The 25,309-nt window shown below is 62.9% G+C and carries 21 protein-coding genes; 13 read left to right on the forward strand and 8 right to left on the reverse strand.

Going from position 1 to position 25,309, the window contains the following annotated elements:
• Positions 1-16 precede the first annotated feature (16 nt).
• The 7 genes from ACIQTW_RS09405 to ACIQTW_RS09435 all read left to right on the forward strand — a co-directional run bounded on the left by ACIQTW_RS09405 (position 17) and on the right by ACIQTW_RS09435 (position 10,787).
• A complete protein-coding gene (locus ACIQTW_RS09405; protein ID WP_402936443.1) occupies positions 17-1,999 on the forward strand; it encodes a serine/threonine-protein kinase in 1,983 nt (660 codons plus the stop codon).
• 92 nt (positions 2,000-2,091) lie between these two features.
• On the forward strand, positions 2,092-2,640 hold the full coding sequence (locus tag ACIQTW_RS09410) for an SRPBCC family protein (RefSeq protein WP_402936445.1): 549 nt from the start codon (positions 2,092-2,094) through the stop codon (positions 2,638-2,640).
• Between the two features lie 103 nt (positions 2,641-2,743).
• Positions 2,744-3,364, forward strand: a complete 621-nt coding sequence (locus ACIQTW_RS09415) for a hypothetical protein (RefSeq protein WP_402936447.1) — start codon at positions 2,744-2,746, stop codon at positions 3,362-3,364.
• 120 nt (positions 3,365-3,484) lie between these two features.
• Positions 3,485-4,219, forward strand: coding sequence for a YcnI family protein (locus tag ACIQTW_RS09420; protein ID WP_402936449.1), 735 nt, complete (start codon positions 3,485-3,487; stop codon positions 4,217-4,219).
• A gap of 104 nt (positions 4,220-4,323) precedes the next feature.
• Positions 4,324-4,965 (forward strand): DUF4232 domain-containing protein, encoded by a 642-nt coding sequence (locus ACIQTW_RS09425; RefSeq protein WP_402936962.1) that lies wholly within the window; start codon positions 4,324-4,326, stop codon positions 4,963-4,965.
• 55 nt (positions 4,966-5,020) lie between these two features.
• On the forward strand, positions 5,021-9,964 hold the full coding sequence (locus ACIQTW_RS09430; RefSeq protein WP_402936451.1) for an ATP-dependent helicase: 4,944 nt from the start codon (positions 5,021-5,023) through the stop codon (positions 9,962-9,964).
• Complete coding sequence (locus ACIQTW_RS09435; protein WP_402936453.1) at positions 9,957-10,787, forward strand: DNA-formamidopyrimidine glycosylase family protein; 831 nt, start codon at positions 9,957-9,959, stop codon at positions 10,785-10,787. The genes ACIQTW_RS09430 and ACIQTW_RS09435 overlap by 8 nt, the downstream gene beginning before the upstream one ends.
• A 5-nt stretch (positions 10,788-10,792) precedes the next feature.
• Here the strand turns inward: ACIQTW_RS09435 and ACIQTW_RS09440 are convergent, their stop codons facing one another.
• Complete coding sequence (locus ACIQTW_RS09440; protein WP_402936455.1) at positions 10,793-11,422, reverse strand: YitT family protein; 630 nt, start codon at positions 11,420-11,422, stop codon at positions 10,793-10,795.
• Between the two features lie 61 nt (positions 11,423-11,483).
• Between ACIQTW_RS09440 and ACIQTW_RS09445 the strand changes: the two genes are divergently transcribed.
• Positions 11,484-12,938 carry a PLP-dependent aminotransferase family protein gene (locus tag ACIQTW_RS09445; RefSeq protein WP_402936457.1) on the forward strand — a complete coding sequence of 485 codons (1,455 nt, stop codon included), beginning with the start codon at positions 11,484-11,486 and terminating at the stop codon, positions 12,936-12,938.
• Here the strand turns inward: ACIQTW_RS09445 and ACIQTW_RS09450 are convergent.
• On the reverse strand, positions 12,935-13,429 hold the full coding sequence (locus ACIQTW_RS09450; protein WP_402936459.1) for a DUF4188 domain-containing protein: 495 nt from the start codon (positions 13,427-13,429) through the stop codon (positions 12,935-12,937). The genes ACIQTW_RS09445 and ACIQTW_RS09450 overlap by 4 nt on opposite strands.
• A gap of 89 nt (positions 13,430-13,518) precedes the next feature.
• On the opposite strand from ACIQTW_RS09450, the gene ACIQTW_RS09455 reads away from it, so the two are divergent.
• A complete protein-coding gene (locus tag ACIQTW_RS09455; protein WP_402936461.1) occupies positions 13,519-14,094 on the forward strand; it encodes a TetR-like C-terminal domain-containing protein in 576 nt (191 codons plus the stop codon).
• Between the two features lie 10 nt (positions 14,095-14,104).
• Here ACIQTW_RS09455 and ACIQTW_RS09460 read toward each other — a convergent pair whose 3' ends face one another.
• Positions 14,105-14,797: an SRPBCC domain-containing protein gene (locus tag ACIQTW_RS09460; RefSeq protein WP_402936463.1), complete on the reverse strand. Its 693-nt coding sequence runs from the start codon at positions 14,795-14,797 to the stop codon at positions 14,105-14,107.
• Entirely contained in the window at positions 14,790-15,452 is a 663-nt protein-coding gene (locus ACIQTW_RS09465) for an ArsR/SmtB family transcription factor (protein ID WP_402936464.1), read from the reverse strand. The genes ACIQTW_RS09460 and ACIQTW_RS09465 overlap by 8 nt, the downstream gene beginning before the upstream one ends.
• A 151-nt stretch (positions 15,453-15,603) precedes the next feature.
• On the opposite strand from ACIQTW_RS09465, the gene ACIQTW_RS09470 reads away from it, so the two are divergent.
• Positions 15,604-16,533: a pseudouridine synthase gene (locus ACIQTW_RS09470; RefSeq protein WP_402936963.1), complete on the forward strand. Its 930-nt coding sequence runs from the start codon at positions 15,604-15,606 to the stop codon at positions 16,531-16,533.
• Here ACIQTW_RS09470 and ACIQTW_RS09475 read toward each other — a convergent pair.
• The gene (locus tag ACIQTW_RS09475; protein WP_402936466.1) at positions 16,530-17,087 is read right to left on the reverse strand and encodes an O-acetyl-ADP-ribose deacetylase; all 558 of its coding nucleotides are present in this window, start codon (positions 17,085-17,087) and stop codon (positions 16,530-16,532) included. The genes ACIQTW_RS09470 and ACIQTW_RS09475 overlap by 4 nt on opposite strands.
• A 54-nt stretch (positions 17,088-17,141) precedes the next feature.
• Here ACIQTW_RS09475 and ACIQTW_RS09480 point away from each other — a divergent pair, with 54 nt between their 5' ends.
• Entirely contained in the window at positions 17,142-17,786 is a 645-nt protein-coding gene (locus ACIQTW_RS09480) for a DedA family protein (protein ID WP_402936468.1), read from the forward strand.
• A gap of 25 nt (positions 17,787-17,811) precedes the next feature.
• On the opposite strand, the gene ACIQTW_RS09485 is transcribed toward ACIQTW_RS09480, so the two are convergent.
• The 3 genes from ACIQTW_RS09485 to ACIQTW_RS09495 all read right to left on the reverse strand — a co-directional run bounded on the left by ACIQTW_RS09485 (position 17,812) and on the right by ACIQTW_RS09495 (position 22,815).
• A complete protein-coding gene (locus tag ACIQTW_RS09485) occupies positions 17,812-18,117 on the reverse strand; it encodes a hypothetical protein (protein ID WP_011773514.1) in 306 nt (101 codons plus the stop codon).
• Positions 18,118-18,223: 106 nt separating this feature from the next.
• Positions 18,224-21,022 (reverse strand): phosphoenolpyruvate carboxylase, encoded by a 2,799-nt coding sequence (gene ppc, locus ACIQTW_RS09490; RefSeq protein WP_402936470.1) that lies wholly within the window; start codon positions 21,020-21,022, stop codon positions 18,224-18,226.
• Between the two features lie 155 nt (positions 21,023-21,177).
• Positions 21,178-22,815: a sigma-70 family RNA polymerase sigma factor gene (locus ACIQTW_RS09495; RefSeq protein WP_402936472.1), complete on the reverse strand. Its 1,638-nt coding sequence runs from the start codon at positions 22,813-22,815 to the stop codon at positions 21,178-21,180.
• Positions 22,816-23,198: 383 nt separating this feature from the next.
• Between ACIQTW_RS09495 and ACIQTW_RS09500 the strand changes: the two genes are divergently transcribed.
• Both ACIQTW_RS09500 and ACIQTW_RS09505 read left to right on the forward strand, forming a co-directional pair.
• The gene (locus ACIQTW_RS09500; RefSeq protein WP_402936474.1) at positions 23,199-23,723 is read left to right on the forward strand and encodes a hypothetical protein; all 525 of its coding nucleotides are present in this window, start codon (positions 23,199-23,201) and stop codon (positions 23,721-23,723) included.
• Between the two features lie 106 nt (positions 23,724-23,829).
• Complete coding sequence (locus ACIQTW_RS09505) at positions 23,830-25,197, forward strand: Ig-like domain-containing protein (RefSeq protein WP_402936476.1); 1,368 nt, start codon at positions 23,830-23,832, stop codon at positions 25,195-25,197.
• Positions 25,198-25,309: the final 112 nt, after the last annotated feature.

The following is a 25,309-nucleotide window of genomic DNA, read 5'->3' on the forward strand; positions in this document are numbered from 1 at the left end:
TTTGGAGAGTACGGACATGCAGTTGGCACAAACGGGTCAGGCGTTGGGCGCGTCCTATCGCTTCGGCGAGCGGGTGGGCTCTGGCGCGGTGGGCGAAGTCTGGACCGTCACCTCCACGGACGGCCGGACCTTGGCAGCCAAAGTGCTACGCCCGGAGCACGCCGATGATCCGTCGTTAGTGGAGCGGTTCGTCCGCGAGCGATCCGTGCTGCTTGGACTGCGGGACTCCCATATCGTCACGGTGCGGGACATGGTGGTGGAGGGCGAACGGCTTGCCATCGTCATGGACTACGTAGCGGGCGGCTCGCTGCGCGACGTTGTTAAGGACACCGGACCGCTACCTCCCGAAGACGCTGTTAACGTCGCAGCTGAGATCCTGGATGCCCTGGCGTTCGCCCACTCACAAGGGGTGACGCACCGGGACATCAAGCCCGACAATGTGCTGCTCACCAAGCCGTGGTCCGAGTGCAGGGCCGGGGACGTTCGGGTATCAGACTTCGGCATATCCGACGTTGTGGGAGAGAAGATCCGTCAGACGACGGGTTTGATAGGCACCCCGCAGTACATGCCTCCCGAACTCATCAGCCAAGGCAGGTCCGGTCCTCTCGGGGACGTCTACTCCACCGGTGTCCTGCTCTACGAACTCCTTGCCGGGCGCACCCCCTTTGCAGGTCCTGGCACGGACTTCAGCGTGGCGTACCGCCATGTTTCGTCGCGACCACCCCGGATTCCAGTGGACGATGCCTTGTGGGGCGTGCTCGATCGGCTGTTGTCCAAAGACCCCGACCAGCGACCGACAGCCCGCGAGGCTGCTTCGACCCTCCGACGCCTGACGCCTGGTCTTGCCGGCAGTGCACCGATTCCGCGAGGGGAAGCGCCAGCGGAATTCGACGACGTCGAACGCCACGCCACCGTGGTGCGTGGCTCGTTTACCGACGACGATCTCGAAGCCTTTGCCGCTGCTTCTCCTTCCGGGCTGGATGCCGAGGCCCCTGAACTCGGGCAGGCAGGCAGCGCCACAATCGCCCGGCCCATGCCGCGCCGTGAGGTGCGGCCACAGCCGGAAGAACGGCCCGAAGCTCAGGATGCAACTCCCTTTTGGCGGACCCGCAAAGCGCTGCTTCTGGCCGGCGCTGCGGTCCTGTTGATCGCTGCAATGGTGGTGGGTTTCATCCTCTTGTCTCCTACCACCCAGCAGGTGGCGCCCACGCCACCCGATCAGCAGTTGTCAGCGCAACTGCAGGACCCGGCGACGCCGACTGGCCTCACGATTTCGCGGACGGCCATGTACGAGCCTTCCTCCGGCCAGATCCGTTTGACGGTGTCCTACTCGGCACAGAAGGCGCCGTTGTCCGGTGAATTCCTTGAGGTCATCCCCGGTCTTCCTGATGGCGAAGCATGCCCCGCCGTGACGTGGGATGGCGGCACTGTGAGCCGTAACCAGGCTTCAATAACCGGCCTTGACGTTGACTGCGGTTGGAAGCTGTCGGGGGTGGAGATTCCTGCCGGAGGATCGGTGCAACTGAACGCAAAGGTCGCTGTGGCGCCCGCGGACCAGAAAGCCATTGATGCGTGGCTGCGTGCCGGATCCGAGGCAACCACGGCCGCCACGCGGGACACTGCGGTCAAAGGCACCGCCTACCCGGTACAGCGCCTGACGGGTGTAGAGGTTCGCACGCCCGCCCGCGTCGTAACCCCCAGTCCCTTGAAAATCACGTTGGTCCCGGTGTGGGCAAGCGGCGCTGATGAACTCAATCCGCTTTACGTGAGTCCTGCCTCGGGCAAACCATCGCAGATGCTGGCCGCCGTGACCGGCGGGGAGAAAGGCGTCCGGTTCGCCGACGGCTGTGGCGGAGCGTTGGCGGTAGACAGTTCGGGACTCACCGTCACAGCCCTGCAGATCACGCCCCAGTGCACCGTCCGGGCCAGCGTCGGAAACTTCACCGAGCTCCAGTCCGCGCCATTCGGCATCACCTCCCGTGAGAATTCCGGCGAGTAGCTCCGCTGCCGCCCCAGAGTGGGATTACGCTGCTTCGGGGCCACTAAAGCCCTGTCAAGGACCCGTGAGTACCATGGGAAGCGGAGGCAACAATGGCCAGGCGCACACAGAAAAGCACCGACTACGCGTTCATCACAGTGTGGCGGGTGGCAGGTACGCGCGAGGAAGTAGTGGACGTCCTGCGCGACGCCGCGGCCCTCAAACAGTGGTGGCCATCCGTCTACCTCACGGTCGCGCCCGTAGCCGAAGGCGGACCGGATGGAGTTGGTGCATGCTTTGACCTTCATACCAAGGGCTGGCTCCCCTACACCCTTCGTTGGCGACTCACTATCACCGAACCGGTGACCCTCGACGGCTTCGCGCTCACCGCGGAGGGGGACCTCAACGGCACCGGTCGCTGGACCTTCGAGACCGATGGACCCGAAGTGGTCATCTCCTACGACTGGCGGGTCAGGGCAGCCAAGCCCTTGCTCCACAGGCTGAGCTGGCTTTTCAAACCGGCTTTCTCCGCCAATCATCACTGGGCTATGGCTCGCGGTGAGGAGAGCCTGAAACTTGAGCTCCGCCGTCGACGGTCCGGATCGGCGGCGAATGTGCCGGAGCCGCCGAAACCGACTTTCGTCCGGTCTTCGAGGGGTTAGGCCGAGCTATCCACATAGGCGCCCATCCGGGTCCTGACCGGCACCGAACTCCCGATAGAATCAAGACGCCGATAATCAAGCAGCCACAAATGAGGGAGGGCCCGTGCGCGCATCGCAGTCCCGGGCGCCCTTTCATGCGCTGCGGTCGGGAGCCATCTCGGTTGTGGTGGTTCTCCTCGCTGCAGGGGCCCACGTGGTGGGTGGCGGGGAACTTCCCACAGCACCGGTCCTGCTTGCGCTCGTTGCCCTGACGGCTCTTGCTGCCACACTCGCCACCCGGTTCAAGCTGAACTTTTTCACCATGGCGGGGCTCTTGGGCGCGGGGCAGTTGGCACTTCACGAAGCTTTCACAACCTTGAGCCCAATAGCTGCCAGCAAGCAGGAAACAAACCACCACCTCGGTAGCGGAACCTTGAGCCCCGGGCTGGATATTGCAGCGACGCACACCCATGAGCTCGGTACAGCCTTGGGCACCATGATGTTTGTGGGCCACGTCCTGGCAACCATTGCTTCTGCCGTCGTCCTGGCAAAGGGTGAAGATGCATTGTGGCAGCTCGCCGCCTGGTTGCGGCCGCTGCTCGCCCTGCCCACGCTGGTGGTCAGGCCCGACGCCGGGGCCTCACCTGTCGCAATCGGCGCACCCGATGTCTTCATCCCCCGCCCCTGGCGGAACCTTAGGCAAGACAGCCGCCGCGGCCCGCCCGCCGTCGTCGAACTTCCCTAGTTCCGCCCGGCACCTGCGCGCCCCAAATTGCGCGCCGCAACAGCGAGCCTTTTGCAAGGTGACGGGCCTCAAATCCGTACCCCGCGCCGCATAACCCGGCGCTCCCGAAAGGCACTTCCCATGAAATCCTCGATTCGCCGCACCCTGTCCGCAACCGCCGTCGCCGGTGGAACCGCTGTCCTGATGATGGCTGGCCTGGCCGGAGCATCCGCGCACGTTTCTGCAGACCCTGACAAAACCGCGGCCAATTCCTACGCGCTGGTGACCTTCGGAATTCCCCACGGTTGCGACACCTTCGGCACCACCAAAGTTGCCATTTCGCTCCCTGAGGCACTGAACGACGCCCAGCCGACGGTCAACCCCAACTGGACCGTGGAGAAGGTCACGGAGACCCTCGCGGAGCCCAAGAAGCTGGACGACGGCACCTCCATCACCAAGCGCACAAGCCAGATTGTGTACACAGCCAAAGCACCTTTGGATCCGCACCTGCGGGACGCCCTGGTTTTGTCGGTCAAGCTCCCGGACGCGGCGGGTAAGACCATCTACTTCCCCACGCTGCAGACCTGCGAACAGGGCCAGACTGACTGGTCCGAAATCGCCAAGGAAGGCCAGGACCCGCACGATCTGAAGGCTCCCGCACCGTCGGTAACCATCACTCCCGCCGATGCCGCAGGCGACCACCACGCAGCAACGACGGAATCCACCGAGCAGGCCTCCGCTGTAACGGACGACGGCTCGCAGGCGCGCAGCTGGGCCGGCCTGATCGCCGGCATTGCCGGCTTGGGCCTGGGCGGTGCTGCGTTCTTCCGCAGCCGCTCTGCCAAGCCGGCAGTAGCCAAAGCCGACACGAAGTAGTTGACGGTGGATTGGTGCCCGGAAGATCACAATCCGGGCGCCAATCCGCGCTTGCAGCCGTGGCTGAATTGACTCGCATCACGGCCGGAACAAAGCTGGTGCCCATGTGGACTCAGCGCATCAAAACCGGTCTTGTGACGACGACGGCAGCCGCTGCGCTGCTGCTCCTTGCTGCTTGCGGGCCAAGCCCCAGCCCGACGGGGACCAGTAGTGCCCCGCCAACCTCCTCGACACCGTCGGCCTCGGCCCCGGCGACGTCAAGCCCTCCTTCTGCCACGGCCACGCCGTCACCCTCAGCGTCAGTAACATCCGCGGCACCCGCAGCGCCCGCGCTGTGCAAGGCTGCGTCCCTCAGCGCCGCAACCGATGCGACCGGCGGCGGTGCGGCCGGCAGCATCTACGAGAAGCTGATACTGACGAACTCCGGCACAGCTCCCTGCATCCTGGAAGGCTTCGCCGGCGTCTCCCTGACTGCCGACGCCAATGGTGAACCAATCGGCGAACCCGCAACCCGCGAAACCACAACTCCGGTGACCAAGATTGAACTGGCTCCGGGAAAGTCGGCGTGGGCCGAAATCCGCTACACCCAAGCCGGAAACTACGGCGATTGCACCAAAGCGCCCGCCGCCGGTTTCCGGATCTACCCGCCGAACGACACGGCGTCATTTTTCATCCCTGAGCCCCACGATGCGTGCAGCAACGCCGGTATTAAGCTCCTGACCATCACGGCATTCCAGGCAGTCTGACCGTCTTCCCACGGCTCCGGCTTATTCTGTCGGAGCCGTGGGGCATGATGGAGGAATGCAGGAGCCGCAGGCGTCGGATGGCGCCATCAGCCGATTCAGCCAGGCAACCAGGGAATGGTTCCTAGGCGCTTTTTCCGAGCCCACCCCCGCGCAGGATGGGGCATGGAACGCGATTTCTTCTGGTTCTCATGCGCTGGTCGTGGCTCCTACGGGTTCCGGCAAGACACTTGCTGCTTTTCTCTGGGCCCTCGATCGCCTGCATTCCAAGCCCGGTGACACGCTGCCGGGACTGGAGACCGTCCCGGCCAATGGCAAGGGGAGGGCGAAGCGCCCCAAAACCAAGACTCGCGTCCTCTATATCTCGCCGCTGAAGGCACTGGGTGTGGATGTCGAGCGAAACCTCCGAGCACCCCTGATCGGCATAACCCAAACCGCCAAACGTTTAGGGCTTCCCGCTCCACTGGTGACAGTCGGCGTGCGTTCAGGAGATACGACGGCGGCAGATCGCCGCTCGCTGTTGACCAACCCGCCGGATATCCTCATCACCACCCCGGAATCCCTGTTCCTCATGCTGACGTCCCGCGCACGGGAAACGCTCAGCGAAGTGGACACCATCATCATCGACGAAGTGCACGCCGTAGCCGGGACCAAGCGCGGCGCGCACCTGGCCGTTTCACTGGAGCGCCTGGACGCCCTGCTTCCGAAGCCTGCCCAGCGCATCGGGCTCTCTGCCACAGTCCAGCCGCGCGAGTTGGTGGCCCAGTTCCTGGCAGGGCAAGCTCCGGTGGAAATTGTCGCTCCGCCATCCAAGAAGAACTGGAACCTGACGGTCACGGTTCCTGTGGAGGACATGTCGGATCTGCAGGGCGCTGCGGGAGCATTCGACTCCGGACCGGCATCGGGCCTGCAACCCCAGGCATCCATCTGGCCGCATGTGGAGGAGCAGATCGTGGATCTGGTCCTGTCCAAGCAGTCCACCATTGTCTTCGCCAATTCCCGTCGCTTGGCGGAACGTCTCACGGCCCGACTCAACGAGATCTACGCTGAACGCCAGTTGATGGCGGTGGGCGGTAGCGAGTGGGCGGCACCTGGGGCGGCCGAAGCCAACCCACAACTCCCGGCCTCCACGGCCACTCCTGCGCACATGATGGCGCAGGCCGGAAGCACTACCGGTGCCGATCCCGTGCTGGCCCGCGCGCACCATGGTTCGGTTTCCAAGGACCAGCGGGCCATGATCGAGGACGACCTCAAGTCCGGCAGGCTCCGCTGCGTCGTAGCAACCTCCTCGCTGGAGCTCGGCATCGATATGGGTGCAGTGGACCTGGTGGTCCAAGTGGAGTCACCCCCGTCGGTGGCCAGTGGGTTGCAGCGCGTCGGACGTGCCGGACACCAAGTCGGCGAGATCTCCGAGGGCGTGCTCTTCCCCAAGCACCGCGCGGATCTCCTGCACACCAGCGTCACCGTCGAACGCATGCTGAGTGGGCAGATTGAACGGCTGAGCATTCCCGCCAACCCGCTCGATATCCTGGCCCAGCAAACAGTGGCGGCCACCGCCTTGGGCAGCATCGACGTCGAGGAATGGTTCAGCACTGTCCGTCGCTCAGCGCCGTTCGCAAGCCTGCCACGCTCGGCTTTCGAAGCCACACTGGACCTTCTGGCCGGAAGGTATCCTTCGGACGAATTTGCGGAACTACGGCCCCGCATCGTCTGGGACCGGCATGCCGGGACCATTGAGGGCAGGCCCGGTGCGCAGCGCCTGGCAGTGACTTCCGGTGGCACCATCCCGGACCGAGGACTGTTCGGCGTGTACATCATCGGCACAGAAGTCGAGGGTTCAGCTTCCCCCAGCAGCACGGACGGGAATGAACCGACTGCCTCGGCCCGTGCTGCCAAAGGAGGACGCCGCGTTGGTGAGCTCGACGAAGAAATGGTCTACGAATCCCGGGTGGGAGACGTCTTCGCCCTGGGTGCCACCAGTTGGAAGATCGAGGACATCACCCACGATCGCGTGCTGGTGTCCCCCGCTTTTGGCCAACCCGGCAAACTTCCCTTCTGGAAGGGCGATTCCCTCGGCAGGCCCGTAGATCTGGGCCGCGCGCTGGGTGCCTTCATCCGGGAGCTCTCGGCCGCAGACGAAGCCCCGGCCATGGAACGCTGCCAGGCCAGCGGATTGGACGCCTTCGCCGCAAGCAACCTGATCCAATACCTCAGGGAGCAAAAGGAAGCCACGGAGATTGTGCCCAGCGACCGAACTCTGGTGGTGGAACGCTTCCACGATGAACTCGGCGATTGGCGGGTAGTGCTCCACAGCCCGTTCGGCATGCCCGTTCACGCCCCGTGGGCACTTGCAGTGGGCCAACGCCTGCAGCAGCGCTATGGCTTGGACGGATCGGCGATGGCTGCGGATGACGGCATCGTGCTGCGCGTGCCGATGATGGAAGACGAACCACCCGGTGCTGAGCTTTTTCTCTTTGACCCGGAGGAACTCGAACAAATCGTCACCGCGGAAGTAGGCGGCAGCGCCCTGTTCGCATCCCGGTTCCGCGAATGTGCAGCCCGTGCCCTGCTACTCCCCCGGCAGAATCCGGCGAAGCGCCAGCCGCTGTGGCAGCAACGCCAGCGCTCAGCCCAGTTGCTGGACGTCGCCCGGAAGTATCCTTCGTTCCCCATCGTGCTCGAAACAGTCCGGGAATGCTTGCAGGATGTTTACGATTTGCCCGCACTAAAAGACATTGCAGCATCCGTCGAGCGCAGGGAACTGAGGATTGTGGAAACCACCACTCAGCAGCCCTCCCCTTTCGCGAAATCCCTGTTGTTTGGCTACGTGGCCCAGTTCCTCTACGAGGGCGATTCCCCCTTGGCGGAACGGCGGGCTGCAGCTCTCGCCCTCGACTCCACGCTCCTCAACGAACTCCTGGGCCGCGTGGAACTGCGCGAACTCCTGGACGCCGCCGTCATCGATTCAACGGAATTGGAACTGCAGCGCCTTGCGCCGGACCGACGGGTTCGTGGGATGGAAGGCGTAGCGGATCTACTGAGGCTGCTCGGTCCGCTCAGCGTTGAAGAAGTAGCTGAGCGGCTCCAAGGGCCGGAGGAAACTGAACTCGAGGGAGTAGACGACCTCGAAGAAGCACCGGCGGCAGCGCCACATGGCAGCGTGGTGGATGCCGGGTCCCACCTCGCGGCATTGCAGAAAGCCAACCGCGCACTCAAGGTGACCATCGGCGGCGTCGAACGTTTTGCGGCAATTGAGGATGCGGCACGCCTCCGTGACGCCATCGGTGTTCCGCTGCCCATGGGCGTGCCGCTCGCATTCATTGAGCCCGTCCACGATCCCTTGGGCGACCTCGTTTCCCGGTACGCGCGTACCCACGGCCCATTTACGGCCGCCGAAGCTGCGGCGAGGCTGGGGCTGGGCGTCGCGGTGGTTAATACTGCCCTTAAGCGACTCGCTGGCGACGGCCGGGTGGTGGAAGGCGAATTCCGCCCACACGCCGTCGCAGAGCAGGCTTTGGAAGCAGCTGACTCAGAGCTCATCAGCGTGGACGCCCCACCGTCCAGCGAATGGTGCGATGCCGAGGTCCTGCGGAGACTGCGGCGTCGCTCGCTCGCCGCGCTGCGGGCCGAGGTAGAGCCTGTGGACACCGCTGCCTACGGCCGATTCCTGCCGGCATGGCAGAACGTGACCTCACCTGGTAAGTCCAGAAGCCAGGCGTTGCGTGGGTTGGACGGCATTATCACTGCAGTGGATCAACTGTCCGGCGTGCCTATCCCGGCATCCGCTTGGGAACCCTTGGTACTTGCGAGCAGGGTGGCGGACTACAAACCGGCAATGCTGGACGAACTCATGGCCGCCGGCGAACTCCTTTGGTCCGGCGCAGGATCTCTACCCGGCAATGACGGCTGGATAAGCCTCCACGTAGCGGATTCCGCTGAGCTGACGCTCAGCCCAGACCCCGAATTCGAACCCGGCGATGCCCAGCAGCGCCTCCTGGAACATTTCAGCGCAGGCGGTGGCTACTTCTTCCGGCAACTGACTGATGTAGCTGGTGGCATGGACGCAGTGTTGAGCGACGACGCCGTGGTGTCTGCTCTCTGGGACCTCGTCTGGGCCGGCCGCGTAACAGGTGATACTTTCGCTCCCGTGAGGGCCATGATCGCCGGCGGGAAAACCGCGCACCGGCAAGTAGCCAAAGCACCGAGGGCCCGGGCCCCGCGCATGAGCAGGCTTGGCCGTTCCCATGGGACGGGACTGCTGGGCTCGCCGGGGCTCACAGGTGGTCGGTACGGTTCGGTAACAGGAGGCGTCGCACCTGCACCGCCGTCGGCAGTTGGCAGATGGTCAGCGCTTCCCGCGCCGGAGCTGGACCCCACCATCCATGCGCGCGGCACGGCTGAGCTTCTGTTGGACCGCTACGGCGTGGTGACGCGTGGTTCGGTCATGGCGGAGAACATCATCGGTGGATTCGGGCTCATGTATAAAGTGTTGGCCCGCTTGGAGGAAGCCGGGCGTTGCCGCCGCGGCTACTTCATCGAGCATTTGGGGGCCGCCCAGTTCGCCGTCCCTGCCACGGTTGACCGGTTAAGGTCTTTCACGGAGGACGCCCGCATCTCCAAAGCCGAGCCATCGGCGCTTGCACTTGCCGCGACCGACCCCGCCAACCCCTACGGCGCTGCCCTTCCCTGGCCTGCCCTTTCTGTCGACGCCGGTTCGGGGCATCGGCCGGGGCGCAAGGCCGGAGCACTCGTGGTGATGGTCGACGGCGCGTTGGTCCTTTACGTCGAACGCGGCGGCAAGACGCTGCTCACCTTCAGCCAGGACGACGCCGTGCTGACAGTTGCGGCCCAGGCGCTGGTGGATGTGGTGCGCCGCGGGGCCGTGGACAAACTCTTCATGGAGAAAGTCAACGGCCACGATCTCCTGGAAACCCCGATCGCCGTTGCCCTGGCGGCCGCGGGGGCCTACTCCACTCCGAAGGGACTCCGTATCCGTGCCTGAAGGCGATTCCATTTGGCGGGCCGCGTCACGGCTGAACGAGGCGTTGGCCGGGAAGACAATCAAGGCCTCCGACTTCCGCGTGCCACGATTTGCCACCCTGAATCTGGCGGGCTGGACCATGGATGAGGTTGTTCCCAAGGGAAAGCACCTGCTCATGCGCCTGACGGGCCCTGCCGACGAAGAACCCGGCGCCAGCAGAAAACCACGTGCCCTGACCATCCATTCCCATCTCAAAATGGAGGGCAACTGGATGATCTACCCAGCGGGTGGTCGCTGGACCAAACCCGGCCACACTGCCCGGTGTGTGCTCCGCACGGATTCCGTGGACGCCGTCGGATTCTCGCTGGGCATCCTGGAAGTGGTGCCCACAGCTGAGGAAGACAAGATCGTCGGACACCTGGGGCCGGACCTGCTCGGCCCTGACTGGGACGAGGAAGAAGCGCTGCGCAGGCTTCACGCCGAACCGGACGTCACCGTGGGATTCGCGTTGCTGGACCAGCGGAAGCTTGCGGGCATTGGCAATATCTATCGATGCGAGGCGTGCTTCTTGTCCGGCATTCACCCTGCCCTGCCCATAGGAGAGGTCCCTGACCTTGCCAATACAGTTAACGACGCCAAGCGGCTCCTCGGCGAAAACCTGGGCCCCGGACGCAGGACCACACTGGGGCCGCGGGCCATGCGTCCCGGGTATTGGGTGTACGGCCGGGAACGCCAACCCTGCAGGCGCTGCGGCACTGCTGTACGCCGCGGCCTCCTTGCAGGGCCGGACGGCACGGAAGAACGGGACATCTACTTCTGTCCGCGCTGCCAACCGGCTCCATAGACGGGTCAGGCAGCCGGCGCGGCCTCCACGATTTCCGTGGGGGCCGTTGCCTTTACCCGCTCCGGGACCATGAACTTTGGCAGCAACACCTGCACGATCGGGCCGATCGCAAGGGCGTATACCACCGTGCCAACACCAACGGAGCCGCCCAGCAGGAAGCCAACAGCGAGGACAACTACCTCGATTCCGGTGCGGACCAGGCGCACGGACCAACCAGTTCGGCGGACAAGCCCAGTCATCAGGCCATCACGGGCACCGGGTCCAAGGAGGGCACCGATGTAGCAAGCGGACGCTATGCCGTTAAGGATCACGGCACCGGCGAGCATGGCGATCTGTCCGCCCAGGTGTGAGAACTCCGGGATGAGCCACAGTCCCAGATCGGCGAAGAGACCCACAAGAATTGCGTTGGCGATGGTTCCGATCCCTGGCATCTGCCGGAGCGGGATCCACAGGAGGAGAACCAGAAAGCTGACCGCGATCACCACAACACCCATGCTGAAGCCGGTCTTTTCGGATACGCCTTGGTGAAACACATCCCAAGGGTCCAAGCCCAGGCCGGCGCGGATAAAGATGGCCAAGGAGATGCCGTACATCGCGAGGCCAATGAGGAGTTGAGTGATTCTTCGGGTCATCATGAAGTACATCATCCAAGAGAACTGGCCTTGTATTCCATAGCCAGTTTGGAATACTGGTCTTATGTCCGGCTCCCTGAATCCCACCGCACTTGTTCGCCTCCTCGGCTCTTGGAACTCCGGCGCCCTGCCCGCCTACCGTGAGCTGGCCGACGTCGTGCGTTTGCTGGTGATGGACGGACGCATCCCCTTGGACGTCGCGTTGCCAAGCGAGCGGGCACTCGCCCAGACACTCGGACTCAGCCGAACCACGGTCACTGCCGCGTATGCGAGCCTGCGCGAACAGGGATTCCTCACGGCAGGTCAGGGCAGCCGCGGACGGACATGCATTCCCCACCGCACCGAACCAGCAAGCGTGCCTGGGCTCGCGGTGCCAGAGGGGCTTCTGGATCTCGCTTATGCGTCATTGCCGGCAGCCGGCGAGGTAGTGCATCGCGCCTTCGCGGAAGCGTTGACCGAGTTGCCTGCCCTCTTGCCCGGGTTCGGGTACGACGCGGTGGGAGTGCCGGCCCTCCGCGAAGCCATCGCGGAGAAGTACACAGCAGAAGGGGTGCCAACGACACCGGGCCAGATCCTGGTCACGTCCGGCGCACAGCATGCCCTCAACATTGTGCTGCGCGCCTTGGCCGGAAAGCAGGACCGGGTCATGGTGGAACACCCCACGTACCCCAACGCCCTGGACGCCATCCGCTCGGCCGGCAGCAAGCCCCTGCCCGTGGCATTGCCCGCCGGCACCTCGCCCGCGTGGGACATCGATGCGATGGTGGCCACCATGAATCAGCAACGCCCCGCCATCGCCTACCTGGTGCCGGACTTCCACAATCCGACCGGGCGCATCATGTCCGATCTCCAACGACGACGCCTCACCCGGGCGGCCGCTGCTTCCGGAACCGTACTGGTGGTAGATGAAACGCTGCGTGGGTTGAATCTCGACGGCGTCCGCACCGCGCCGATGTCGTCGTTCAGTCCTGCGGTGGTTTCCATTGGGTCGCTGAGCAAATCGCATTGGGCAGGCCTCAGGACCGGGTGGATCCGGGCAGACGAGTCCCTCATTGCCCGCTTTATCGCTACCAGGACAGTCATGGATCTGGGCGGTCCGGTGGTTGAACAACTGGCGGCGGCACGCCTGGTGCGGTCCTTCGCGGAACCGCTCGATGCCCGCCTCGAGGAGCTTCGGCACAACCGGGAAACGCTGTTGGGGTTGCTCGCGGAGCACTTGCCCTTGTGGGAGGTGGAGCGGCCCCGCGGTGGACTCACTGTGTGGTGCCGTCTGCCGTCTGCCTCAAGCACGGCCCTGACCGTGCTCGCGCCCGACTTTGGCCTTCGCTTGGCTGCCGGACCCCGTTTCGGCGTGGGTGGCGCATTCGAACACTACCTGCGCGTTCCCTACACCTTGCCCCCCGCACAATTGGAGTTCGCCGTCGGCGCGCTCCGCTCCGCCCAGGACAAGCTCGACGCCTCGCCCCACCTCCGCCGGACCCTTAGGGCTGAGCGGCCAGCCGCCGTCGCGGTCGCCTAAGCTGCCGCCCGCCTGGTCCCGCCCATCCGCTGCTTCGCTGTGTTGTTGCCGGGCCCGACCGGTGTATGCGTGGTCGCCTTGGCCAAACCGAAGAGCGGCATGCCGTTGTACACCACTTCAATACCCGACGCCGGGACCTGGTACGTCTCGTGCCACACGCCAACGTCGCCGCTGCCCGCGAACTCCTTCATGAATTTCCGCCATGGGCCCAGATGCGGCGAATCCCTATCTGCGGCAAAGCGCCTCAGATGCTCGGGACTTTCCCAGTAGCTGAGCAGGATAGTGGTCCGACCGAACCATTGCTCGCTGCCCAACAGACCGGCGTCCGGGTTCCTGGCGAGGTGCTGCATCATGGTGGGCATGGCCGACGCCACTTTGGCGACGCGTCCCACCTTCCACCACCGGTTTGCCCGCATCCCGATGAGGAAGACGGTCACCGTATCGCGCCCGACGTCCGCAGTGAAGCGGCCGGGGAAGATCTCCTGTGCCATGAGAATCCTTCAGTTGGGAAACCCCTGACTCCTAGAGTCCGGGGTTTCATAACGTTGTTATGAAACAATGTTATGAAACACTTGAGGGTATGGCAAGACCTGTAGTTCATGATCAACACGTCCAGGATCGACTCCTCGCGGTTACCGCCGAATTGGTGGACCGCGAGGGCCCGGCGCGCGTCACTCTCCGGGACGTAGCAGCAGCGGCAGAAACGTCCACCACGGCGATCTACTCCCTCTTTGGCGGGAAAGCGCAACTATTGACGGCTGCCGTCGACGACGGTTTCCGCTCCTTTGGTGAGTCCCAACGCGCTGCGGCCAAGGACGGACTACTGGGACTGGGCCGGGCTTACCGCATCTGGGCACTGGAGCACCCGGCCCTCTACCGCCTCATGTTCGGCGGGGCGCTGGCCGCCTATGTTGATTGCAGCCCGACGCCGGAAGTCGCTTCCGATTCGATGCTCCCCCTCGTGGAGGCGGTAGTTGCCGCCCAGTCAGCGGGCTCTCTGCGCAAGGACGACCCCGCGATCATGGCAATGGCCATATGGGGACAGGTCCATGGGCTCGTCGGGCTGGAGCTTGCGCAGATGAATGATCCCGCCACCGATTGGGCCTCGATCTACGAGGCCGCCCTGGAATCAGTAGCGCGGGCCTGGGCGGCCTGACCGGAAACTGCTACGCGTACACCTTCTCCAGGAACGCACCCCAGGCCTTGGCCGTAAGTTCTTCATCGGCGGTGCCACTGAACTCGTGCACCGTCATCCCGACCGGAGCACCGAACGCGTTCCGACCGAAGAAGCGGTACATCGTGTCCGCGGTCCGGAGGCCCAGGAAGTTCTCGTTGGAGAAGTCCACCACGCCGGCCAGCCGCCCAACGCCGTCGGCGTCCACCTCCACTGCTGTTCCGGCGGTTACGCCATCCACACCCAGGACTTTTTTCAGCCGAACGAAACCGTCCGCCGTCTGCGAAGAGGCAGGGCCCTGAATGTCCGTGAAAACCACGGGCTTGCCATCGAAGTACTGCAGGTACTGGCCCAATGTGTGCAGGTAGAACTCGGTGTGCTTGCTGGCACCGTCGTATTGCTCATCCCAATTCTCGGCGAAGATCCCACTGTGAACGTAGTGCAGCTTGGCTCGGCCGCCTTCAAGCGGCTCGAGGATGTGCTCCAACTGGTTGAACCATCCGTCTGGGCCGTCCATTCGGGACACAAGATGGCTGGGGTATTCCTCGGTGGTCTTGACGTCCGGCCACTGATCCGTGGGGAACATCCACGCGGGGGTGTCCTTGGTGACTGCCTGCCACACACGCTCGGGAGTGCCGGGCAGTTCGACGTCCGTCTCGATTTCAAATTTCCGATTGTCAGTCATTGCTTTGGTCCTTTTCCGCTGATTGCTTTGAGGCTTGCTGAGTTGAAGGGGCTTTGAGCGCCCCGGTCTTGAGCGCAGGGTGAAGTACTACGACGAGGCGGTGCTTACGGGCTCCGCCCGCCACGGCGGCAGCACCGCCGTCGTGGTACTTGTCCACGAGCTTGGTCACCGCCACACCAAGCTCTTCCGCGAATGCCGCGCGTTCGGCGGCCGAGCGGAAGGTGATCTCGCCGTCGATCGCGAAGCTTGCCAGCTTCTTCTTTGCCACGGCAGCGCCGGCGATAAGCTTGCCCATCTCCTGCACGGTGCGGGAGGCCAGTGACAGCAACCAGAAGGCAGAGAACCGGTCAGAGAAGCGCCGCGGATCCGGCGCCACTGACGCCAGGGCAACCGGCGAGATCAGGTACGACGCTGCCGTCGCGCGGAGTACGCGCTCGGTGACGTTGCCCTTGCGTCGTTCCTCCACCAACTCCACCAGCCCGTGCCGTTCCAGGGCTTTGAGATGGTAGTTCACCTTCTGCCTGGGCAGTCCAACCTTCGCAGCCAACTGGGTGGCGGACGCCGGTTCGACGAGCTCCTGCAGGATTCGGGTGCGGATCGGATCCAGCGACGCTTCCGCTGCGGCCGGGTCCTCGATCACTTCGATGTCCAACATGCTTCAAGTATGGGTACCGACAACTTTTATTGTCAAGAACTTTAATATCGTCGGTGCCACTTCGCGTTGCGAGGCCCGCTTTGCGCCTTTCGGAGCCGCCAAAGGGTGCAGAGCGGGCCTCACAACGCGACGCCGGTAGAATTGTTCGGTGATGCAATCCCCCCTCCCCGTGCGCGACGGCGTTAACGCCACCCGACTTCGCCTGCCGGACGAGGGACCGTGGACCACCGCAATGGACTACATGATGCACCGCTGGGGCCACATTGATCCGCAAGGCATCGAGGACCGCTTCGACGCCGGCGAGATCGTAGGCGAAGGCGGTGTACCGCTGAACCGCAGCACCAGGCTGGAGGACCACACCTTCATCTGGTACTACCGCACACTCCCGCCCGAGACCCGCCTGCCCGTGGAAATCAACATCCTCCATCAAGACGAACACATCCTGGTGGTGGACAAACCGCACTTCCTCCCCACGACACCCGGCGGCACCTACATCCAGGAATCCGCGCTGGTCAGGCTCCGGAACCTGCTCAACCTCCCCGACCTCATCCCCATGCACCGCTTGGACCGCATGACGGCCGGCCTGCTGCTGCTCTCCACCAACCCGGAGACACGCGGCAAGTATCAGGTCCTCTTCGAGAAGCGCCAGGTCCGGAAGGAATACGAGTGCGTGTCCGCCGCGACACCGGCCGCAGGGTATCCCGCCGTCGAATTTCCGGTGATTGTCCGCAATCGCATGACCAAGTCCCGCAGTTACCTGCTCGCGGAAGTCATCGACGGAGAACCGAACGCGGAAACCCGTATTGAACAGACAGAAACGTTCGACGCCGGAACTCACCAGCGCGCGTTGTACCGATTGGAACCGCACACCGGGAAAACGCACCAGCTGCGTGTGCACATGGCCTCGCTTGGGTTGGGAATCGTCAACGACGCCTTCTACCCGGACCTGCTGGACAAAGCCCCTGACGACTACTCGAAACCCCTTCAGTTGCTGGCCCGCGGCGTCACATTTGTGGACCCCATCAGCAAGCAACGTGTGGAATATCGCAGCCAGCTGGAGCTCAGCGAAGCCCTCAGCTAGGAGTCAACCCCCGGGGAGGAATCAAACACAGCCCGGAAAACCGCCGTCGTCTCCTCCGAAAACAGCACGAACTCCACCAGCTCAAGCGGGCTGTCCTCAGCGCCGGGGGCTGAAGACGACAACGAAAACGATCTCACGGCGTCGAACGCTACCTCCGCAACCTGGCCGGCGTCCCAGCCGTAGATTCCGGCGCTGATCGCAGGGAAAGCGATGGATCGGGCACCAAGCCCGGCCGCAACCTCCATGCTCTCGCGGAAGCACGACGCTAGCAGCGCCGGATCGGTTTGGCCCACGTGCCGGTTGGGTCCCACTGTATGGATCACCCACCGTGCGGGGAGCCGGAAGGCGGGCGTAGCAACGGCGGCACCCACCGGAAGTCCTTCCTGCAGTTGCGTCCGGCGCAGTTCGCGGCATGCCTCAAGAAGTTCCGTGCCCGCGGCCCTATGGATGGCGCCGTCCACTCCCCCTCCACCCAGCAGTGACGAATTGGCGGCGTTGACGATCGCGTCAACGCCGCGGGTGGTGATGTCACCGCGCTGGATCTCGATTCGCATGGCGACAGTCTCACCCCAGAGCGGGGGACGCGGCAAGTGCGGTACCTTTTGCCCATGGACATCATCGCTCCGGAGACTTGGGGATCCGCGATCTACCTGTGGATCATTCCCATTGTGTTGGGCGATGCCATCTTCCCACCCATCCCCTCCGAGATGGTGGTGATCACTGGCGGGGCACTGGCAGCCGACGGCCACGCAAACTTCTGGCTCATCCTGTTCCTGGCTGCATTCGCTTCCTGGTTGGGCGACATGGCCGTGTTTTTGCTGTTCAAACGGCGTATCAGCCACGTTCTGGACCGGTGGTCGTGGGGCCGCCGGGTCCACCGCGGAATCCACGAGGCCATCGCCAAAGCCGGCCGCTCGTCAACCTACGGCGCCATCATCGGCGCCCGGTTTATCCCCGGCGGCAGGCTCGCCACATCATCCGCGGCAGGCATCGCCAACGTTTCAGTCCGCGGGTTTAGTCTCTGCGCCGGCTTGGGGGCAGTGCTGTGGGCCGTGTGGCAGGTCGGTTTGGGATACTTCACGGGCTCCACCACCAAACTTCCCTTTTGGGCCAGCTCACTCATTGGGGTGGGACTGGGATTGGTCATCGGAGTGGTGGTCGGTTTGATCGTCACCCGGCGCCGCGGCAGCCGATCCCCGGTAGACGAACCGTTCGACGCCGACAAGCCCGGCGACGTGCCGCAACCCGAGTAGGGCTGGCTAACTGTTCCAAACCGGTCTAAACCGGCGACCAGCGGCCGCGACTGCGGCGCAACACGTAAAGGCTTCCGGTGACCGCTACACGTTCGACGGCGTCACGCATCATGGCTGCCGACGTCCGGGCTTCGTCGTTCTCGCCGGAGTAATCCCGATCGCCCACTGTGAAGCGCAAACTGATCTGGGGTACACCTCCCACGATGTCGAGCTGGTTCGATTCGACATGGTGGCGGGTTTCCAACGCTTCCACCGCTGCGGCCATCACCGATTCGGGTGCGTTGCCCGGCTTAAGGCCAGTGATCTTCAACTTGGTCTGGAACGACGGCATCCCACTACCCTAACGCTCTCGCACATCCCACGCCCTTGGACGGATGCCTCTCTCACGTGATGAGAGAGGCATCCGGAGAATCCCGAGGGATGTGAGAGAAGGTTTGCTAGCCGGTGTTGCGCAGGCCTGCAGCTACACCGTTGACGGTGATAAGCATGGCCCTCTGGAGCCGCTCGTCGATCTCGCCTCCCGAAAGCTGCTCCTCACGCACGCGGCGGAGCAGTTCCACTTGCAGGTAGCTGATCGGATCCAGGTACTGATCGCGGATTTCGAGTGAACGCTTCAGTGTCGGCTGGGCATCGAGGAGTTCGATCTCGCCGGTAAGCCGTTCGATTTCGGCCACAGTGAGCTCGTACTCGTCGCGGATCATGTGGAACAGCCGGTGCAGTTCCTCCGGGACCAGCGACGAAACGTAGTGACCCGCAATTTCCATGTCCGTCTTGGCCAAGGTCATCTCCACGTTGGAGATCACAGAGCGGAAGAAGTGCCAGCGGTCCATCATTTCCAGCAGCTGATCGGTGTCTCCCGCCTGGCGGGCGGCTTTCAAACCGGAACCCACGCCGAACCATCCCGGAACGATCTGGCGCGACTGCGTCCAACCAAAAACCCAAGGAATTGCCCGCAGGCCACCGAGACCGGCACCTGAATCCGGACGTTTGGAGGGGCGCGAGCCGATGTTCAATGAACCCAGCTGTTCCACCGGCGTAGACGCGAGGAAATAGGCCGGAAGCTGGGGATCGTCAATCAATGTGCGGTAGCGGGCGAAAGCTGCATCCGAAATGGTTTCCATGACGTTGGCGTACCGCTCACGCTCGTCATCCGAGGTGCGCGGAGTACGGTGGAGGGCCGAACCCTGCATCACCGCAGCCAGGGACAGTTCAAGGTTTTCGCGGGCGAGTTCGGGCAGGGAGTACTTATCCGAGATGACCTCACCCTGCTCGGTGAACTTGATCTCGCCTTCAAGCACGCCGTTCGGCTGGGCCATGATGGCGTCATAAGTGGGTCCGCCACCGCGTCCAACAGATCCTCCGCGGCCATGGAAGAGGCGAACGCGGACGCCATGCTTGGCAGCTACGTCACGCAGCTTGCGCTGGGTTTTGTGGATCTCCCACTGGCTGGTCATGACGCCGGATTCCTTATTGGAATCGGAGTAACCCAGCATGACCTCCTGGATGTCGCCCCGGAGACGGACAAGTTCCCGATAAGACGGATCGGAGAGCAACTGGTCCACGATCTCCGCCGAAGCCCGGAGTTCCTCCACCGTTTCCAGGAGTGGAGCGAATCCGATCTTGGCGTGGGGCTTGCCGCTGAAGAGATCGATCAGGCCAGCTTCCCGGGCAAGCACCGCTGCAGCCAGGACGTCATCAGCACCACGGGTCATGGAGATGATATAGGTCTCCACGACGTCCGGGCCGTAGGTATGCAGGGCCTGGCGGATGCTCCGGAAGACGTCGTACGTGCCGTCCGCAGTGCCGTCAAGCTTGATCGGGTGTCCGGACAACGGGCGGCGGGAAGCCAACTCGGCCCCAAGGAACATGAAGCGTTCCTCACGCGTCAGTTCACCATAGGGCTTTTCAGTGCCGAGCCGGTCAACCAGCTGCCCCACAGCATCGTGGTGGTAATCTGCGTGTTCGCGGATGTCCAGTGTTGCCAGGTGCAAGCCGAAGGCAGCGATTGCCCTGCGGACGCGGGCCAGGGCGCCGTCTGCCACCAAGGCGGCCGAGTGGTTCCGCAGCGAGGCCTCAAGCAGCCCAAACTCCGCAAGCAACTCAGGAGTGGTGGCGTAGTCACGGCCCGGCTCGTGATATGTGGAAGCGGAGATACGGCGTCCCGTGTTGATGAGCTTGGCCTTGATGCAGGTCAGCTTGAGCCTGTAAGGCTCCTGCGCGTTCAGTTCAAGGATGCGCTTGTCCAGTCCGGGGAGGTTCTTGAGGTCCCTGGCGATCGAATCCAGCAACTCCTGGTCGGCCCCAAAAAGGGCCGTTGAATTGGAGAGCACCGAGATGAGTTCGTCGATGAGGGCGATGCTGATGCGGACAGCATTCTGGTTCTGCAACTGCAGGATTTCCCGGGTGACAGCAGCAGTAACGTTCGGGTTGCCGTCACGGTCTCCACCGATCCAAGAACCAAACTTCAGGGGTGCGGCGGCCGCCGGGAGCGTTACGCCATGCTCGGCCAGGAGTTCTGAAAGGTCGGTCAGCATTTCCGGCATGGCGTCTGTGAGGATGCTGTTCAGGTAGTAGATGGCGTTGCGAGCCTCATCCACAGGAGTGGGGCGGACCTGGCGGAGCTCGTCGGTTTGCCACATCTGGTCGATGATCTCAGCGAGTTGTCGGTCCTGTCGGCGCCGCGCGGAAGTCCCCTCCGCAGTGGGCTCAGCAAGGACGTCCGATAGTTTGCGGACCTTATCCAACACCGAGCGACGTGAAGCTTCTGTGGGGTGCGCCGTGAAAATAGGGCGGACGTCGAGTTCGTTGATCACATCCTGCAGGACCTGTGGGCCCGCTTGGCCGGCTATCTCTGAGACCGCTTTTGCCAGCCAGCCGTCTTTTTCCTGCCGGGTACGCAGTCCACGAACGCGGTGTACCTGCTCGGCCGCATTGCTGAGGTGGAAGTAGAACGCAAAGGCGCGGACCAAATCGGTAGCCTGGTCCAGCGGCAGGGAGGCGAGCAACTCGCGGACCTGGGCAACGACGTCGTGCGCGCTCCAAGGGCCGGTGGCATCCGCGCCGCCCCGCGCGGCTTCCTTGGACTCCTTGGTCAGCAAACGAACCTGCTCCACGAGTTGGAGCAGTTCCGGACCGTGTTGTCGTACCAGGGACTCGCCGAGAAGTGTTGATACGCGACGCACGTCCGCACGCAGTTCTGCTGCGAGATCGGTGTCTTGATGGGCAGTGTGAACCATTGATACTTACCTTCGTCATCTGGTTTGGCCCGTACACTGCGCTGGATACTGTGAGCCGGATTACTAATGTTTCCTACGGGATCTTACCCGCACGGAACTCAACAAAAGAATGTGTCTCAGATTTTGGCGACGCCTTCCGCAGTCGGAGTCCCATGTCAGTAGGTGTAGGAGAACTGGTTAGAAGCCAACCCCGGGCCGCTCAAGGTGTAGCTCAGATCGCGGTTTTTCTTCTTGCCCTTGGAGTCGGTGACTACACGGAATTGAAGATCGTTCCGCTGCACAGAGCTGCTGGTACAAACAGCAACGCGCCGGCCCTCCAAGGCGCAGGTCCATCCATCCGGAGCTTGAAGGGAACCTTCCACTATCCATGCATCCGCAGCAACCGAAAATACCGCTTTACCGCTACCCAGGGGGCTTGCACCTGAGACGTGGAAGTTGATTTCCATGGTGATGTTCGCTGCGTCCCGCCCTGAGTTTTGCCGCACAGAGCCCTGAACATCCGCCGGAACGGTGATGTTCGGGCCGGCAGAGAGTGCGGGGGCTGGTGGCGCGCCCGGCGATGGGGTTGCTGAAGACGCAGCGGGCTTATCCTGCGCATGCTTATCCTGTGCGGGGTTATCCTGTGCAGGCAGCTGCGGTGCCTGAACGGCTGAAGGTGACTCCACCGGAGTTGGGGCCAATTCCTCCAAGGCTGAAGGCGATTCTTCCGAGGCTGCGGGCACCCCTGCCGGAGAGGAAGATGCAGGGAGTGGTGTGCTGCTTGGCTTGGATGTAGCGGTGGGCATCACCGGATCACTTTCCCAGGGTGGACTGCCAGTCTGCAGAGCGCGCTGCTGCGAATAGGTCTCCGAAGTCAGGTGATCAACGATTCCTATGGACCCCAACACAAGACCCACCCCGGCCGCCGCGACTACGGCCAGGACTACTGGTTGAGCGAGCGCTGGTGCGATCAATGCAGCTTTAGCGGGAAAAACCGCGCCCAGAACGCCCAGTCCCGCGCCTTTTCCCGCCCAGATCGTAATGGGAACACCTGTGACCAACGGCAGGAGCACGGCACGCATGCTCCCTTGAACGTCCTTCAGCTCCGAGAGGGCAGCCGTACATGTAGAGCAGCCGTTCAGGTGGTCCCTAACCTTGCGCTCGGTAGCTGCTGAAAGTCCGCCGCGGATGAAGTTGCCGAGTTTTGAAGCAAACTCGGAACACCTGCCATCGGGCTGCTCTGCGATATGGCATTGGAGGTATTGCCTCCTGAGGCCTTCGCGCGCACGGAGGGCAAGCGCTGAAACAGCGTTGGGAGAAAGCCCAAGAATGGGCGCAACGGCTGCAGGCTTCATGCGTTCCACGTCCAAGTACCACAGCACCGCCTGCCACCGTTCCGGCAGGGTGCGAAAGGCTTTGGCCACGGTGCGGGACTCGAAGGCATTGATGGCGGCATCTGAATCCGCCAAGGCGTGATCAAGAACAGAATCATCACCGCTGGGCAGGACCTTGCCGGCTTTTCGGTTCCGCTGATGGGACAACCTGGTAACTGTTGATAATAGGTAGGCGCGAAAGAATGTATCGGGCCCCCTCCCAGCCACGAGGCCTTGCAGCACAGCTTGAAAAGCCTCTGCCACTACATCCTCGGCGTCGCTTGGATTGTCCACGTTGCGTCGGGCAACGGTGGATGCAATGGACAGGTGTCGCTCATAAAGACCATCGAACGCGGACATGTCTCCGCCGCGGACCAACTCAATAAGACGCCCATCGTCGTCGATTTTTGATTTGCTGCCTACATGTGAACTCTGTGCCATCTATGGCATCCCCAAACCGTCAAGAACCCTGCCCATATATATGGAGTGGGGGTTAGGGGCAGGTCGTGACGCGTTTTCCTACAGAGTCTTTATCAAATCTTGAAGTAAGCACTTCGTCACGAACCGACTGCTCAGCGCACTATTCGGATATGACCTTGTTTCGGACCAAATCATTCGCAGAATGTACGTTTTCACGGTATCTACTGCAGCGAAGATGGCAAACTGCCAGCTGCAAGATGGGGTGGCGATTCCGTGCGGACTGGTTTGTGCCTGAAGTCCGGACAATCGTAAGGTCGCTCGCCACTGGCACAGCGATTCCGGTCTGCAGGGCAAAATCACTCGGAGCGGCCCGCGCCACGAATGGCGTGAGCATCAATGAAACCATGAATGACTTCCGCGCGTTGTTTGTGGCTGCGGAGCAGCCCGTCGACATCGACGCTCTTCAATCACTGGCGGAAGGTTGGGCGGAGGTCGCCGAAACAGCAGCGCCACTCTCATGCACCGATGTCTACACAGGTTTGGTCACCCGCGCGCATTTTCAGCGACGGATGCACGAGGTATCCACGTTAGGGCCGGAGTCCCCGGGATCGCATGCCTTGGCGGTCATCCGGCTGCCCGGGCCCCGCCATAACCGCGGACACTGCTGGACGCTCCTTGCGCGGCTCGGGGAAGCGGTCAAAGACCAGTTGCACGGAACCGGATCCACGGCCATGTACCAAAATTCTGCTGTCCATATCCTCTTCCCTCTTGGAGAACGCAGCTTGTCCCGGCTACTGGGATGTAAGGCGGTGCTGGAGGCTCTGTGGGAAGGGACGCTGAACCCTGCGCGCATGGTGTTCTACCCGCTTTCTGAAGCGGGAACGCCTACGTCAACAACAACCATTGCCGCGGAACGGTACCCCCGCTGAACTTATCGTGTCCGGAATCCGTGCTGCAACGTCACGAACCTTCCGCTGCCAACACTGACTCTTTGACGGAACACAACACCCAAGGATTCGAAGGACCATCCAGAAAATGAACAATCAGATCCATCTAAAAACTGTGTCGCTGGTGACTGCGCTGCTGGCCGTAGTCACGGCTGTCTTGGGCTTGGGGCTGACCGCTCTTCCGGCCACTGCGGCAAATATTCCGGACGCGGAGATCACCATCAGCACGGAATCAGTAGTTACCAAGCAATGGGACCAAGTGGATGTGAAATGTAATTGGTCTGTCCCCGACAAATCGCAGCCCGGGGACACCTTCAGTCTTCGACTCCCCGCTGAGCTGCGCTGGTTTGGCGACACTGCCTTTGACCTGAAAAACCCGGATGGCCGTACAGTCGCCATCGCAGCCGCGAATGACGCCGGCCTGGTGGTCTTTACCCTTACCGAATTCGTGGCATCGCATCCCTTGAATGTCGGCGGAAAGTGTTCCTTCACCACCCAGTACTCGCGTGAGCTCACCAACGGAGGAACGGAGGAGCTGAACTTCGTTGTTGGTGACAGAGTGGTTCGCGTTCCCGTGACCACTGAACCCTGCACAGAAGATTGTGATCCTGGTGTGCCAACTTCCGTCGGAAAGTCCATGTGGTGGGCAGACCCCGCCCAGACGAAACTGGAGTCGGTCTTCTACATGCCGCCCATGACCTTTGAAACCAACGATGTTGTGGTGACGGACTTCCCCGCCGCCGGTATGGAAATCGATTGCAGCCAAGTTACACCCCGCGTTGGCAAGGTCGTAAGCGCCGCCGGCAACATTGTTGAACCCTACGATAATGACCAATATCCGGCAAGCATCCAGTGCACCCCGCAGTCGCTGACAGTAAGTTGGCAGGGGCTTCCGGAAGGCGAGCATGTGGAGCTCTTCGTGGTCACAACAGTGACCGACTCTTCCCTGGATATCTACGAGAACAACGGAACAGTCAACATCTCGGGCGAACAGCACTCTGTTGGTGCCGAGACGCGCCGCAGCATCGCCAGCGGAACGGGCGACGGAACAGTCGATACGACCCCAACACCGAGCCCGAGCACCACACCTTCGGCAACACCGAGCCCAAGCCCGAGCACAACCACACCCCCGGCAACACCGAGCCCAAGCATCACACCTTCGGCTACTCCGACTCCGAGCCCAAGCCCCAGCACAACCACACCCCCGGCAACACCAGAACCAAGCCCCAGCACCAGCAGTACCTCGGCTCCGGTACCGAGTCCGAGCATCAGCCATCCCATTGTTGTGGTGATTCCAGAGGAACCGGCAGAATCCACCGACGAGGACAATTCTGAGCAACTGGCCAACACCGGCGCCCAAGGACAGGCGTTCATCTTCATTGCTGCGGCCCTTCTTGCCGTAGGATCCCTGCTCGCCTTCGCAGGTGCCCGTAAGTACGGGCAGCGGTCGCACTAAGGGTCCGACCGGACAGCGATCTTCCGGGCAAGACGACAACGATGGGTTGGGCATTTGGTGCGCGGCCCATCGTTTCCGTCCATCAATCCCGGCTCGCGCTGGCATGAGTCAG

This window comes from Paenarthrobacter sp. NPDC090517, from assembly GCF_044769165.1.
Classification (GTDB): Bacteria; Actinomycetota; Actinomycetes; order Actinomycetales; family Micrococcaceae; genus Arthrobacter.

Bases quoted from the DNA above. Each gene is read 5' to 3' on its own strand.
- ACIQTW_RS09410 (WP_402936445.1), top strand. From the start codon at position 2,092: ATGGCCAGGCGCACACAGAAAAGCACCGACTACGCGTTCATCACAGTG.
- ACIQTW_RS09485 (WP_011773514.1), bottom strand. From the start codon at position 18,117: ATGCCGTCGTTCCAGACCAAGTTGAAGATCACTGGCCTTAAGCCGGGC.
- ACIQTW_RS09465 (WP_402936464.1), bottom strand. From the start codon at position 15,452: ATGTTGGACATCGAAGTGATCGAGGACCCGGCCGCAGCGGAAGCGTCG.
- ACIQTW_RS09475 (WP_402936466.1), bottom strand. From the start codon at position 17,087: ATGCGAATCGAGATCCAGCGCGGTGACATCACCACCCGCGGCGTTGAC.
- ACIQTW_RS09445 (WP_402936457.1), top strand. From the start codon at position 11,484: ATGTCCGGCTCCCTGAATCCCACCGCACTTGTTCGCCTCCTCGGCTCT.
- ppc (WP_402936470.1), bottom strand. From the start codon at position 21,022: ATGGTTCACACTGCCCATCAAGACACCGATCTCGCAGCAGAACTGCGT.
- ACIQTW_RS09450 (WP_402936459.1), bottom strand. From the start codon at position 13,429: ATGGCACAGGAGATCTTCCCCGGCCGCTTCACTGCGGACGTCGGGCGC.
- ACIQTW_RS09430 (WP_402936451.1), top strand. From the start codon at position 5,021: ATGCAGGAGCCGCAGGCGTCGGATGGCGCCATCAGCCGATTCAGCCAG.
- ACIQTW_RS09405 (WP_402936443.1), top strand. From the start codon at position 17: ATGCAGTTGGCACAAACGGGTCAGGCGTTGGGCGCGTCCTATCGCTTC.
- ACIQTW_RS09505 (WP_402936476.1), top strand. From the start codon at position 23,830: ATGAACAATCAGATCCATCTAAAAACTGTGTCGCTGGTGACTGCGCTG.
- ACIQTW_RS09440 (WP_402936455.1), bottom strand. From the start codon at position 11,422: ATGATGACCCGAAGAATCACTCAACTCCTCATTGGCCTCGCGATGTAC.
- ACIQTW_RS09470 (WP_402936963.1), top strand. From the start codon at position 15,604: ATGCAATCCCCCCTCCCCGTGCGCGACGGCGTTAACGCCACCCGACTT.
- ACIQTW_RS09460 (WP_402936463.1), bottom strand. From the start codon at position 14,797: ATGACTGACAATCGGAAATTTGAAATCGAGACGGACGTCGAACTGCCC.
- ACIQTW_RS09425 (WP_402936962.1), top strand. From the start codon at position 4,324: ATGTGGACTCAGCGCATCAAAACCGGTCTTGTGACGACGACGGCAGCC.
- ACIQTW_RS09480 (WP_402936468.1), top strand. From the start codon at position 17,142: ATGGACATCATCGCTCCGGAGACTTGGGGATCCGCGATCTACCTGTGG.
- ACIQTW_RS09500 (WP_402936474.1), top strand. From the start codon at position 23,199: ATGAATGACTTCCGCGCGTTGTTTGTGGCTGCGGAGCAGCCCGTCGAC.
- ACIQTW_RS09495 (WP_402936472.1), bottom strand. From the start codon at position 22,815: ATGGCACAGAGTTCACATGTAGGCAGCAAATCAAAAATCGACGACGAT.
- ACIQTW_RS09420 (WP_402936449.1), top strand. From the start codon at position 3,485: ATGAAATCCTCGATTCGCCGCACCCTGTCCGCAACCGCCGTCGCCGGT.
- ACIQTW_RS09455 (WP_402936461.1), top strand. From the start codon at position 13,519: ATGGCAAGACCTGTAGTTCATGATCAACACGTCCAGGATCGACTCCTC.